At 59.0% G+C, this 13,377-nt stretch carries 11 protein-coding genes; 1 reads left to right on the top strand and 10 read right to left on the bottom strand.

The features are described 5' to 3' along the window. Positions 1–70 precede the first annotated feature (70 nt). Positions 71–1,366: an isochorismate synthase MenF gene (menF, locus tag GO007_RS13290; protein WP_095100588.1), complete on the bottom strand. Its 1,296-nt coding sequence runs from the start codon at positions 1,364–1,366 to the stop codon at positions 71–73. Positions 1,367–1,490: 124 nt separating this feature from the next. Continuing rightward, on the bottom strand, positions 1,491–1,967 hold the full coding sequence (locus GO007_RS13285) for a GNAT family N-acetyltransferase (protein WP_095100586.1): 477 nt from the start codon (positions 1,965–1,967) through the stop codon (positions 1,491–1,493). Between the two features lie 135 nt (positions 1,968–2,102). Here GO007_RS13285 and rnz point away from each other — a divergent pair, with 135 nt between their 5' ends. After that, complete coding sequence (gene rnz, locus GO007_RS13280; RefSeq protein WP_095100584.1) at positions 2,103–3,023, top strand: ribonuclease Z; 921 nt, start codon at positions 2,103–2,105, stop codon at positions 3,021–3,023. A 92-nt stretch (positions 3,024–3,115) separates the two neighbouring features. Here the strand turns inward: rnz and nuoN are convergent, their stop codons facing one another. The 8 genes from nuoN to nuoG all read right to left on the bottom strand — a co-directional run bounded on the left by nuoN (position 3,116) and on the right by nuoG (position 13,318). Further along, positions 3,116–4,573, bottom strand: a complete 1,458-nt coding sequence (gene nuoN, locus GO007_RS13275; RefSeq protein ID WP_095100582.1) for an NADH-quinone oxidoreductase subunit NuoN — start codon at positions 4,571–4,573, stop codon at positions 3,116–3,118. Positions 4,574–4,579: 6 nt separating this feature from the next. Beyond that, positions 4,580–6,109 carry an NADH-quinone oxidoreductase subunit M gene (nuoM, locus tag GO007_RS13270; protein ID WP_095100580.1) on the bottom strand — a complete coding sequence of 510 codons (1,530 nt, stop codon included), beginning with the start codon at positions 6,107–6,109 and terminating at the stop codon, positions 4,580–4,582. Positions 6,110–6,358: 249 nt separating this feature from the next. Next, positions 6,359–8,200, bottom strand: coding sequence for an NADH-quinone oxidoreductase subunit L (nuoL, locus tag GO007_RS13265; protein WP_095100578.1), 1,842 nt, complete (start codon positions 8,198–8,200; stop codon positions 6,359–6,361). Then, positions 8,197–8,499 (bottom strand): NADH-quinone oxidoreductase subunit NuoK, encoded by a 303-nt coding sequence (gene nuoK / locus GO007_RS13260; protein WP_002913148.1) that lies wholly within the window; start codon positions 8,497–8,499, stop codon positions 8,197–8,199. Before nuoK ends, nuoL begins: the two co-directional genes overlap by 4 nt. Beyond that, positions 8,496–9,050 (bottom strand): NADH-quinone oxidoreductase subunit J, encoded by a 555-nt coding sequence (gene nuoJ / locus GO007_RS13255; RefSeq protein WP_095100576.1) that lies wholly within the window; start codon positions 9,048–9,050, stop codon positions 8,496–8,498. Before nuoJ ends, nuoK begins: the two co-directional genes overlap by 4 nt. 10 nt (positions 9,051–9,060) lie before the next feature. Then, the gene (gene nuoI, locus GO007_RS13250) at positions 9,061–9,603 is read right to left on the bottom strand and encodes an NADH-quinone oxidoreductase subunit NuoI (RefSeq protein WP_015365590.1); all 543 of its coding nucleotides are present in this window, start codon (positions 9,601–9,603) and stop codon (positions 9,061–9,063) included. 14 nt (positions 9,604–9,617) lie between these two features. After that, positions 9,618–10,595, bottom strand: coding sequence for an NADH-quinone oxidoreductase subunit NuoH (nuoH, locus tag GO007_RS13245; RefSeq protein ID WP_041146559.1), 978 nt, complete (start codon positions 10,593–10,595; stop codon positions 9,618–9,620). Beyond that, positions 10,592–13,318, bottom strand: coding sequence for an NADH-quinone oxidoreductase subunit NuoG (gene nuoG / locus GO007_RS13240; protein WP_095100574.1), 2,727 nt, complete (start codon positions 13,316–13,318; stop codon positions 10,592–10,594). Before nuoG ends, nuoH begins: the two co-directional genes overlap by 4 nt. Positions 13,319–13,377 lie beyond the last annotated feature (59 nt).

The raw sequence follows: 13,377 nt of genomic DNA, 5'->3' as shown, positions 1-13,377 counted from the left end.
GTCCGATATCAAATATTGAGGCTAAGTATAGGTAATACAAAGTGATGGAGTATTGATATGCGTCGTTTATCTACATTTTTCTCAGCAGCAACGAACGCAGCCCCGCGGCTTTATTTTCAATTTCCTGCCACTCTTGTTCAGGCTCGGAACCGCTGACGATACCGGCGCCGGCATACAGCCTGAGGATGTCGTTTTCCACCTTCGCCGAGCGCAGCGCCACGCAGAATTCGCTTTGCGCCAGCGACAGATAGCCGGCGGAACCGGCGTACCATTCGCGGGTAAAGGGTTCATTTTTGCTGATAAAGTCCAGCGCCGCCCGCCGCGGCAGCCCGGCGACCGCCGCCGTAGGCTGCAGCTGGCGCAGGCAGCGGGCGTCATCGGATGAATTCAGCTCAGTCCAGATGCAGCGCCGCAGATGCTGCACCTTGCGCAGGCGCACCACCTGCGGCGGCAGCACCTCCAGCATCTGCGCTTCGCCCTGCATTCGCTGGCAAATATCCTCCACCACCAGCATGTTTTCCCGCTGGTTTTTATCATCCTGCATTAACCAGTCGGCCAGCGCCCGCGCCTGGCGATCGTCAGCATGGCCGGCGACGGTACCCGCCAGCGCCTCGGTACGCAGCAGCGTTCCGCGCCGACGCCACAGCCGCTCCGGCGTTGAGCCGAAAAACGCCTGCTGAGGGTTAAAGGCCATCAGGAAATGAAAGCAGTTAAAGTTACTGCGGCGGCTGGCGGCCATAATCGACCAGGCATCTAAGGGAGCGGCAAACCGCAGGTCCGTGGCGCGTGCCAGGACGACTTTTTCCATCTCTGCGGCCGCAATGGCCCGGGTAGCCTGCAGGATAAGCTCACGCCAGCGCGGGTATTCCGGGACGTGCTGCTCGCTGAGTACGGCCGGTATCGCCGCAGGCTGCGCCTGCTCCGCCGTTAATGTCCGCAGAAACTCGCGCGCCGCCCGGGCATCTTCGCGTAGCGACGTCGCGCTGCACAGCACCAGCCGCAACGACGCCGTTCCCCCTACCCGACGCCACTCCAGCCTCGGCAGCACCAGCGCTCCGACCTGCGGACTGAAGGCATTCAGACCGCAAATACGCAGATCCTGATGCTGCTGATGCTGTAAAAAACGCTGCGCTTCGGCCAGCGAAGAGAACGTTTTCACCGCACCTAGCGCAGCAAGCTCCTCGTCGCCGCTGCGCTGCTGCCAGTAAAACTGCGGCCACTGAGGCTGGCGCCCGCACCACAGCAGGGGATCAAACGCATCGTGGAGAGGAAACGAGACATCGAAAATTCGCGTGCCGGACGATGCGGGGAACTCATCGCTCAGGCAGCCGCGTAAGCTTTCCAGCGCAGCGGAAACAGACAGCACGCAAACCTCCACAGACTAAAAACCCCACATTATACGGGGTCCTGGCGAAAAATAGCAGTACCCACGATGAGGGAGTGGCCTTTGGCGGCCCGTCGGTCATTCAGGAAGTATAGATAGTCTGCGGCTACCTCGGCAGGAGCGGGTCCGCTGCGGCCTCGCGGGCCATGCCGATATGCGCAATCCCGTCTTCGTCGTAAACCTCGGTCACCGGCTGGAAGCCGAAGCTGGCGTAGAAGCGCTGTAAATGCGCCTGAGCGCCGAGGTAGATAGCTTTCTGCGGCCATTGGCGGGCGCAGCTGGCGAGCGCACTTTCCATTAGCTGATAGCCGAGCTTCTCACCCCGCACCGTCGGGCTGACGATAACCCGGCCAATGACCACCGGCGCGAAATCCTCTTCGCTTTTCAGGATCCTCGCATAGGCCACCAGCTCATCGCCGCGCCAGCCGAGAAGATGACGGTTTTCGCCGATCAGGTCATCGCCGTCAACATCCTGGTAGGGACAGTTTTGTTCGACGATAAAGACTTCGCAGCGCAGTTTGAGCAGCGCATAGAGCTGCGGGACGGTCAGCTCGCTATGGTGGAGATCCTGCCATATCATCATCTATTATTCCTTCATTGAAATTAGCCCTGCATCATTCCGGCGGCATGAAGACGGCAAGCTCAGCCAACGCGCACGCAACCTGAGGGATGACGGGTATACTCTGTTTTTTGACTCACGCCCTAAGGACACAGGACGATGGAATTAACTTTTTTGGGGACATCCGCTGGCGTGCCGACCCGTACGCGTAATATGACGTCTATCGTGCTGAATTTGCAACAGCCAACGGCGGCGGAGGTATGGCTGTTCGACTGCGGAGAAGGCACCCAGCATCAGTTTCTGCATACCGCCCTGCACCCCGGCAAGCTGAATAAAATTTTTATAACCCATCTCCACGGCGACCATCTGTTCGGCCTCCCCGGCCTGCTGTGCAGCCGCTCGATGCAGGGAAACTCGCTGCCGCTGACCCTATACGGGCCAAAAGGCCTGCGGGAGTTTGTCGAAGTGGCGCTGCGCCTCAGCGGCTCGTGGACCGATTATCCGCTGGATATTGTCGAAGTTGGCCCCGGCCTTATCTTTGACGAAGCCGGATATCGGGTTACCGCCTGGCCGCTAAACCATCCGGTTGAGTGCTACGGCTATCGCATTGAGGAGCACGATAAGCCCGGTGCCCTTGACGCGGCCCGTCTTATCGCCGACGGCGTCCCCTCCGGGCCGCTGTTTCAGCAGCTAAAACAGGGGCTGAGCGTCGAGCTTGCCGACGGGCGGCTCGTCGATGGCCGCCGCTATCTTGGCCCGACAACGCCGGGCAAAAAGCTGGCCATCTTCGGCGATACCGCACCCTGTGCGGCGGCGCTGGAACTGGCGCGCGGCGTCGACGTCATGGTCCATGAGACCACCCTGGAGCAGGCGATGGCCGAGAAGGCGAACGCTCGCGGGCACTCCTCCAGCCAGCAGGCGGCGGCGCTGGCGCGCGATGCCAACGTCGGCACCTTTATCGCCACCCACTTCAGCTCGCGCTACGACCCGCAGGGCTGCCTGCGCCTGCTGGCGGAGTGCCGGGAAATCTTCCCGCAGACCCTGCTGGCGGAAGATTTTATGGTCTATCCCATCGGCTAAGCAGGCGCCTCAATCGGGCTGGCCCGGTTAACCGACGCGCATAAAAAAACCGCCGATTGTAAACCGGCGGTTTTTTTGCAGGCGCAGACGCTTTACATCAGCGGCGTTGCCAGCTGCACGATGCTAATCAGCGGCTGCGGCCAGACGCCGAGTACCAGCACCAGCAGGGCCGAGATCAGTACCACGATACCGCCGGCGCTGTACTGCCAGTTAGACGGCGCGTCGCGGTTCAGTTTCTCCGGCGCGCTCAGATACAGGCTCACCGCTACGCGCAGGTAGTAGTAAAGACCAATCGCCGAACCCACCACCACGGCACCAACCAGCCACCACAGGTGCGCGTGCACGCCGACCGCCAGCACGTAGAACTTACCGATGAAGCCCAGCGTCATCGGAATACCGGCCAGCGACAGCATCATCACCGTCATCACCGCCGACAGAATCGGACGGTGCCAGAACAGGCCGCGGTAGGAGTACAGCGAGTCGGCATCCGGGCCGCGGTACGGGCTGGACATCAGGCTCACCACGCCGAAGGCGCCAAGGCTGCTGAACAGGTAGCCGGCCAGATAGACGCCAACCGCTTCCATCGACATTTCGCCGCTCTGCAGGGCGATCAGCGCCACCAGCAGATAGCCCAGATGCGAGATCGAGGAGTAGCCGAGCAGGCGCTTGATGTTGGTCTGGCTCAGCGCCATCAGGTTACCGAAGATAATGGATGCAAAGGCTATCAGGCCCAGCACGATGCGCACCGCTTCGCTATTGCCTACCGGCATATACAGGAACAGACGCATCACCACGCCGAAGATAGCAATCTTGCTGGCGGTGGCCAGGAAGGTTGATACCGGCGCCGGCGCACCCTGATAAACGTCCGGCGTCCACAGGTGGAACGGCACCAGCGACAGCTTAAAGCCCAGACCGACAATCATCAGACCCAGACCCGCCAGCAGCAGCGGCTCATGCAGGGTGTTATCCGCCAGGCTCTTGCCGAGGGCCAGGAAAGAGAGATTGCCGGAGTTCGCGTACACCAGCGCCATACCGAACAGCAGGAAAGAAGAGGCTGCGGCCGAGAGGATGGTGTATTTGATACTGGCTTCCAGAGAGCGTTTCTGGCGGAAAGCGTAGCCGATGAGGCCGAACAGCGGCAGCGAGATCAATTCGATACCGAGGAACAGCGCCGCCAGATGGTTGGCGCCCGCCAGCAGAATGCCACCCAGCGCGGCGATTAACACCAGCAGGTAGAACTCTTCTTTATTGTCCTTGTAACCCTCAAGCCACGGATAGGCAAAAGTACAGGTCGCCAGGCTCGCCAGCAGCACCAGCCCGGTGTAGAGCATGGAGTAGCCGTCAACGCGGATCAGCGGCGTGACGTCCATCGCGCCGTTCTGGCCGACAAACCAAAGCGATATCAGCGCGGCGTTAAGCCCGAGAACCGACAGCGTGGCATTAAGGAAATGATTGCGTCGCCACGCAATGGAGAGCATCACAACCACCACCGTCAAGCCGACGATCAGCAGCGGTAGCAGTGCGATCAGTTGTTGTGGAGTTATTGTCATGGCGAATTACGGCCTTGTAGTAGAAACAGAATTAACAAACCACTGCTGAATGTTGCTCATCGCAGCATGTGAGGTGTCCAGAATCGGCTGCGGGAAGAAGCCCAGCAGCACCAGCAGAACCACCAGCAGCAGAATAATCGACAGCTCGCGCAGCGACATTCCCGGCAGCTCTTTCGCCGCAATCTCGCTCTTCGCTTTACCGAAGTAGGCACGATGCAGCATCGCCAGCGAGTAGACGGAAGCGAACACCAGACCAAAGGTGGAGATCACGGTAATCACCGGCACCACTTTATAGCTGCCGAACAGGATCATGAACTCGCCGACAAAGTTACCGGTGCCCGGCATCCCGAGGGTCGCCACGGCGAAGAACATCGACAGCGCCGGCAGCCATTTAATTTTGTTCCACAGGCCGCCCATCTGACGCATGTCACGAGTGTGCAGGCGCTCATACAGCTGGCCGCAAAGGATAAACAGACCGGCAGCGGAGAGACCGTGCGCAATCATCTGAATCACCGCCCCCTGATAGGCCAGCTGGCTGCCGGTGTAGATAGCAATCAGCACGAAGCCCATATGGGAAACGGAGGTGTAGGCAATCAGGCGTTTGATATCGTACTGGCAGAAGGCCATCCATGCGCCGTAGAAGATACCGATGATACCCAGCCACATAGCGATTGGCGCAAATTCGGCGGAGGCGTTCGGGAACAGCGGCAGCGCAAAACGCAGCAGGCCGTAGGCCGCGGTTTTCAGCAGGATCCCCGCGAGGTCAACGGAACCGGCGGTCGGCGCCTGGGAGTGCGCGTCCGGCAGCCAGCCGTGCAGCGGTACAACCGGCATTTTCACCGCGAAGGCGATGAAGAAGCCCAGCATCAGCGCATATTCCACGCCGTGGGACATCGGCGTCTTCAGCAGATCTTCATAGTTGAAGGTCCACACGCCGGTGGCGTTGAAGTGAACAAACGCCAGCGCGAGGATGGCAATCAGCATCACCAGCCCGCTCGCCTGGGTATAGATGAAGAACTTGGTAGCCGCCGTGATACGCGTTTTCCCGTCGGAAGCCTTATGGCCCCACAGCGCGATCAGGAAGTACATCGGCACCAGCATCATTTCCCAGAAGAAGAAGAACAGGAACATGTCGATGGCGAGGAACACGCCGATAACGCCGCCCAGGATCCACATCAGGTTGAGGTGGAAGAAGCCCTGATACTTTTCGATCTCGCGCCATGAACAGAGTACCGCCAGTACGCCGAGCAGGCCGGTCAGCACCACCATCAGCAGCGACAGACCGTCGATAGCCAGATGAATGCTAATACCGAAGCGAGGGATCCACGGCATGACAAATTCAGACTGCCACTGGGGGATACCCGCGGCCTGTGTCAGAGAATAGCCGCCCTGCAGCCACAGCTGCAGCGAGAGAACCAGCGTCAGTCCCATGGTAATCAGCGCAATCCAGCGCGGCATCTTCACGCCAAAGCGTTCAGTCTGCCAGCACAGAAACCCACCGATAAAGGGGATTAGTATTAACCAGGGTAATAACATAACTGAGTATGTCCCTTATATTTACTCCTGCTCAGGCTATCTCGCTCGCCAGCCCGAATTCCGGCAGCGCTCGCAATCCTCACGTACTTTATACGCTGCGGTTGCTCTGCGCTGGCGGTCTCCGGTCTGACTTCGCCGATGACGCCTGTACCTCAGGAACAGATTTTCAACGAATTCTAAAATTCTTTTAGGGTTTGTCGGCCGGATAAGCGCAGCGCCATCCGGCAATCGCTCACCCGGCCAACAAACTCAACGCAATACCATCAGCAGCGCCAGCACGACAACCGCACCGATGCTCATTGACGCGACATACCAGCGTAAATAACCGTTCTCGCTTAGCAGCAGGCCTTTACCTGCAAAGCGGGAGAGGATAGCCGGAATGTTCATCATTGAATTCAGCGGATCGCTTTTCAGCAGCCACGCCACGCCGAGGAACGGTTTCACGAACACTTTGTCGTACAACCAGTCGAATCCCCAGGCGTTGTACCACCAGGTGCCGAGCAGGCGGCCAGGCGCGCTATTGGCAATGGAGGTCACCAGCGTGCGTTTACCCAGCCACAGCCATGCGGCGATCAGGATACCGGCGATAGCCACAATCCCGGAGACGATTTCCAGCGTCATCACGCGGCCGTGCTCAAGCTCGGTGGTCTGCGGCAGCACGCCCTGCAGCGGCGGAACAATCAGCGCGCCAACGAAGGTCGACAGAATCAACAGAACAATCAGCGGCAGGTGATGGGTAATCCCCTTACCCGCGTGAGCGTGAATCTGCTCTTTGCCGTGGAACACGATGAAGATCATGCGGAAGGTGTACAGCGAGGTCATAAACGCGCCGACCAGACCGGCAACCATCAGGTTGATATGACCGTTAGCCATCGCGCCGGCGAGGATCTCATCCTTACTGAAGAAGCCTGCGGTGATGAGCGGCAGTGCGGACAGCGCCGCGCCCCCCACCAGGAAGCAGACGTACACCAGAGGAATCGATTTACGCAGACCGCCCATTTTGAAGATGTTCTGCTCGTGATGGCAGGCGAGGATCACCGAACCAGACGACAGGAACAGCAGCGCTTTAAAGAACGCGTGGGTCATCAGATGGAAAATCGCCGCGTCCCATGCCTGAACGCCCAGCGCCAGGAACATGTAGCCAATCTGACTCATCGTCGAGTAGGCCAGCACGCGTTTGATATCGGTCTGCACCAGCGCGGCGAAACCTGCCAGCACCAGCGTCACCGCACCAACGATACCCACCAGATGCAGAATTTCCGGCGTCATCAGGAACAGGCCGTGGGTACGGGCGATCAGGTAGACGCCCGCGGTGACCATCGTCGCGGCGTGGATCAGCGCGGAGACCGGCGTCGGGCCGGCCATCGCGTCCGCAAGCCAGGTCTGTAGCGGCAGCTGGGCAGATTTACCCACCGCGCCGCCCAGCAGCATCAGCGTCGCCCACGTCAGCATATTGTTGCCGGCTTCGAAGTGCGCGGGAGCCAGCTCAACCATTTCGCGGAAGTTCAGGGTACCCAGCTCGTTGTAGAGAATGAACAGCGCGAAGGCGAGGAACACGTCGCCCACGCGGGTCACCACAAACGCTTTCATGGCCGCAGCGCCGTTCTTCGGATCGGTATAGTAGAAACCGATCAGCAGATAGGAGCACAGGCCCACGCCTTCCCAGCCGAGGTACATCAGCAGCAGGTTATCGGCGAGTACCAGAACCACCATGCTGGCAATAAACAGGTTGGTGTAGGCGAAGAAGCGGGAGTAGCCCTCTTCCCCGCGCATGTACCAGGAAGCGAACATGTGGATCAGGAAACCAACGCCGGTGACCACGGAAAGCATGGTCAGGGAGAGACCATCCAGTACCAGGTTAAAACCGATGTTGAAATCGCCCACCGACATCCACGTCCACAGCGGAACGCCGATCGCCTGCCTGCCGTTAGCAAAGAAGTCCATCCCGACGAAGGCCGTGACCAGCGCGGCCAGGCCTACCGATCCCATTCCCACGGTGGCGGAGAGATTTTCCGACCAGCGCCCGCGGGAAAAGGCCAGCAGCACAAAGCCAATCAATGGCAAAAGAATGGTTAAGGAAAGCATGTTCATCCACGCAACTCACTTACTGAATCGATGTTCAGGTTCTGGCGGCGACGATGGAGCTGCAGCAGCAGCGCCAGACCGATACTCGCTTCCGCAGCCGCAAGGCTGATAGCGAGAATATACATTATCTGACCATCGGCCTGACCCCAGTAGCTTCCGGCAACCACGAAGGCCAACGCCGCGGCGTTGATCATGATCTCCAGGCTAATCAGCATAAACAGCAGATTGCGGCGAATCACCAGACCCGTCAGACCGAGAACAAACAGGATCGCGGCGAGGATCAGTCCATGTGTTAAGGGGATCATGCGTGCTCCTCCGTTTTTCTTTTATCGCTATCGTTCTGGCGGTTGCTCAGCACCTCACCGACTCGCTCTTCGCGGCCGATGTGGAAAGCAACAACCAGACCGGCCAGCAGCAGCATGGAGGCCAGCTCCACCGCCAGTACGTACGGGCCAAACAGCGCAATACCGACTTCTTTCGCGCTTATCGCGTTGCCTTCAATTCCCTGATCGTTAAGACCGAGGATGGCATAAACGATAACCACCAGCAGCACCGCGGAAAGGATGGCCGGGCCGATCCAGATCCCCGGCTGCAGCCACTTACGCTCCTGCTCAATTTCGCTGCCGCCAAGGTTAAGCATCATCACCACGAAGACGAACAGCACCATGATGGCCCCGGCGTAAACGATGATTTCCAGCGCCCCGGCGAAGTACGCGCCCAGCGAGAAGAACACGCCAGCAATCGCTAACAGCGAAATAATCAGGTACAGCAGCGCGTGCACCGGATTGGTGTGGGTGATCACCCGCAGGGTTGCGAGGATGGCGATAAGGCCACAGATATAAAAAGCGAATTCCATTGCCCTCTCCTTACGGTAACAGGCTCTTGACGTCGATAGGCTTAGCTTCGTTCTCTGCTTCGCCCTTATCTTTGCCGTCGATTGCCATACCCGCCATCCGGTAGAAGTTATATTCCGGGTATTTGCCCGGACCGGAAATCAGCAGATCCTCTTTTTCGTACACCAGATCCTGACGCTTGTATTCACCCAGTTCGAAGTCCGGGGTCAACTGAATCGCCGTGGTTGGGCACGCTTCTTCGCACAGACCGCAGAAAATGCAGCGTGAGAAGTTGATGCGGAAAAACTCCGGGTACCAGCGGCCGTCTTTGGTCTCTGCTTTTTGCAAAGAGATACAGCCTACCGGACACGCTACCGCACACAGGTTACAGGCAACGCAGCGCTCTTCGCCGTCCGGGTCGCGCGTCAGCACGATACGGCCACGATAGCGCGGCGGCAGATATACCGGCTCTTCCGGGTACATCTGGGTTTCACGTTTGGCGAAGGCGTGCATCCCGATCATGCAGATACTGCGGACCTGGGTGCCGAACCCCACCAATAATTCTTTTAAGGTCATGGTCAATTCACCCCTTATTGCGCCTGCCAGAGAATGACAGCCGCCGTTACCAACAAGTTGATCAGCGTTAATGGCAGGCATACCTTCCAGCCAAAGGACATTACCTGGTCATAACGTGGACGCGGTAATGATGCGCGGATCAAAATGAACATCATCATGAAGAACGCGGTTTTCAGTGCGAACCAGATGAACGGAGGTAAGAATGGGCCATTCCAGCCGCCGAAGAACAGCGTGACGATCAGCGCCGATACGGTGACAATCCCGATATATTCACCCACGAAGAACAGACCGAACTTCATGCCGGAATATTCGATGTGGTAGCCATCGGCCAGTTCCTGCTCGGCTTCCGGTTGGTCGAAGGGGTGACGGTGACACACGGCCACGCCCGCAATCGCAAAGGTAACAAAACCGAAGAACTGCGGGATAACGTTCCACAGATGCGCCTGGTTGTTGACGATATCGCCCATATTGAACGATCCCGCCTGCGCCACCACGCCCATCAGGGAGAGGCCGAGGAACACTTCGTAGCTCAGAGTCTGCGCGGAGGCGCGCATCGCGCCCAGCAGCGAGTATTTGTTGTTACTCGACCAGCCGGCAAACAGCACCGCGTAGACCGCCAGGCCTGCCATCATCAGGAAGAACAGGATGCCGATGTTCAGGTCGGCCACCACCCACGACGGGCTGACCGGCACGATAGCGAAGGCCAGCAGCAGCGAGGTAAAGGCGATAACCGGTGCCAGAGTAAAGATCACGCGATCGGTAAAGCGCGGAACCCAGTCCTCTTTAAAGAACATTTTGATCATGTCGGCAACGAGCTGCAGCGAACCGCCCCAGCCCACGCGGTTAGGTCCATAGCGGTTCTGGAACAGCCCGAGCAGACGACGTTCGCCGAAGCTCATGAATGCGCCACAGGTGACAACCACCAGCAGAATGACCACCGCCTTCAGGATGCTTAACAGAATGTCGATGAGATCCGGAGTTAACCAACTCATGCTTTTGCCTCCTGCAGAGTATCAATACGCGCTCCGGTCAGAACCGGCGCAATGCCAGGCATGCCCATAGGTAGGCCAACCTGCCCTGCCGTCAGGCCCGCAGAGATAATCAGCGGCAGGCTAAGCATATGGCCTTCAACGCTGAAGGAGACCATCGCTCCCGCGTTGACGCCAAGCTTCGCGGCATCTTCCGGGTTAAGCTTGAGATACGGCTGCGGCATGCGGCTCTGGAACACCGGCGAGCGCTGCGAAAGCTCATCGCTGCCGAACAGATGGTAGTACGGCGCAATCCGCCATTTCCCTTCTTCGGCCTGGAAGCTTTCCGGCACCGTGGTGAAGTAATCCAGACCGTCGGCGGAAGCCTCAATCAGGCGCACGCCCGGATCGCCGTGGCGCAGTTTACCGCCCACTTCATCCTGGAATTTGTTCCACGCCTGCGGGGAGTTCCAGCCCGGAGCCCACGCAAACGGAATTTGCGAGCGTGGCGCGGACGGCTGGTTGTTCCCTTCCATCGAGAAGGCAAACATGGTGTCTTTGTCCTGCGGCTGGCGCGGTTCATGCACGCTGATATTGGCGCGCATCGCCGTGCGGCCGCTGTAGCGATGCGGTTCGCGGGCCAGCTTCTGACCGCGAATGCGGAAGGTCGCGTCCGGCGCGGCATCTTTAATGCCGGCCAGCTGCGGCAGCTTAGCCACCACCGCGTCAATCACGTGATCCAGCTGCGTCCAGTCAACCTGACGGTTGTCGACGGTGCTGTGCAGCGAATGCAGCCAGCGCCAGCTCTCCAGCATCACGGTATTCGCATCGTAGTAGGCCGGGTCGTAAACCTGGAAGAAGCGCTGGGCGCGGCCTTCGTTGTTGACCACCGTGCCGTCGCTTTCGGCGAAGCTTGCCGCAGAGAGCACCAGGTGCGCTTTGTCCATAATCGCCGTGCGCTGATGGTCAACGACCATCACCAGCGGCGCTTTAGCCAACGCGGCGTCTACGCGCGCGGCGGAAGCATGGCGATGCAGATCGTTTTCCAGCACGATAACCGCATCGGCGGCGCCGGTTTCCAGCTCGCTTAACGCCTCTTCCAGCGAACCGCCGCCAATCATGCCCAGACCGACGCTGTTCACCGCCCGGGCCACCATAGTGACTCCGACGTCTACGCCGCGGCCCTTCAGCGCTTTAGCCACGTTGGCCGCCGCCTGAATAATTTCGACGCTGCCGGCGTTGGTTCCGGAGACGATCAGCGGTTTCTTCGCCCCGGCCAGCGCCTGGACGATCACGTCGATTTTGCCCTGCAGATCTCTGCTCAGGCCTTCCACCGCCGGTGCGCTTTCATCCAGCGCATGCGCAATGGCGAAGCCCAGACGCGCCTGATCTTCAACCGGCGCGCGATAGGTCCATGCGGCGACATCGTCAAGACGGGTGTCATCGATATTGGTGACAAACAGCGGATGCTTCGCGCGCTGACCGATGTTGAGGATCGCGGCGATCTGCCAGTCGGCGACTTTCTGCGCCGCGGCCATTTCACGCGCTTTTCCTTTCACCGCCTGGCGTACGGCCAGAGCAATGCGGGCGCCGGTTTGGGTAATATCTTCCCCCAGCACCAGTACCGCATCGTAGGATTCGATTTCGCGCAGCGCCGGGGTATGAATACCGCCGTCACGCAGCACTTTCAGCACCATCTGCAGGCGTTCCTGCTCGGTCTTCGCAATGCCGGTATAGAAGTTCTCCGCGCCCACCAGCTCACGCAACGCAAAGTTGCTTTCAATGCTGGCGCGCGGCGAGCCGATACCAATCACTTTTTTCGACTGGCGCAGAATATCCGCCGCGCCCTGCATCGCCTGTTCGGCGTTGAGGGCGATCAGATCGTCGCCGCGGCGTTGAACCGGCTGACGCGGACGGTCTTTCAGGTTCACGTAGCCATAGCCGAAACGACCGCGGTCGCAGAGGAAGTAGCGGTTTACGGTGCCGTTATAGCGGTTTTCGATACGACGCAGTTCGCCGTAACGTTCACCCGGGCTGATGTTACAACCGATGGAGCACTGCTGGCAGATGCTTGGCGCGAACTGCATATCCCATTTACGGTTATAGCGCTCGGAGTGCGTTTTATCGGTGAATACGCCGGTCGGGCAGACCTCAACCAGGTTGCCGGAGAATTCGCTCTCCAGCACGCCGTCTTCCGGACGACCGAAGTAGACGTTGTCATGAGCGCCATAAACGCCCAGATCGGTGCCGTCAGCATAGTCTTTGTAGTAGCGTACGCAGCGGTAGCAGGCGATGCAGCGGTTCATTTCATGCGAGATGAACGGCCCCAGGTCCTGATTGCGGTGGGTGCGCTTGGTAAAGCGGTAGCGGCGGAAGCTATGACCGGTCATCACGGTCATATCCTGCAGGTGGCAGTTACCGCCCTCTTCGCAGACCGGACAGTCGTGCGGGTGGTTGGTCATCAGCCACTCAACCACGCTTTCGCGGAACTGCTTCGCTTCGCCGTCGTCAATGGAAATAAAAGTGCCGTCCGATGCCGGTGTCATACAGGACATCACCAGGCGACCACGCGTGTCTTCCGCGTTTTGATATTGCTTCACCGCACACTGGCGGCAAGCACCGACGCTGCCGAGCGCCGGGTGCCAGCAAAAGTATGGAATATCAAGACCGAGAGAGAGACAGGCCTCTAACAGGTTGTCCGCTCCGTTGACCTCGTATTCTTTGCCGTCTACATGAATCGTAGCCATTAGCATGCTTCCAAATTAAAAAAATCGTTACCACTTCCTCATTCAGACTGCCGCCTTGC

The organism is Klebsiella sp. 10-1 (assembly GCF_009758445.1).
In the GTDB taxonomy this organism is placed as follows: Bacteria; Pseudomonadota; Gammaproteobacteria; order Enterobacterales; family Enterobacteriaceae; genus Klebsiella; species Klebsiella scottii.
Note: the sequence above shows the minus strand (reverse complement) of the source record. Positions and strands in the feature narration are given on the sequence as shown.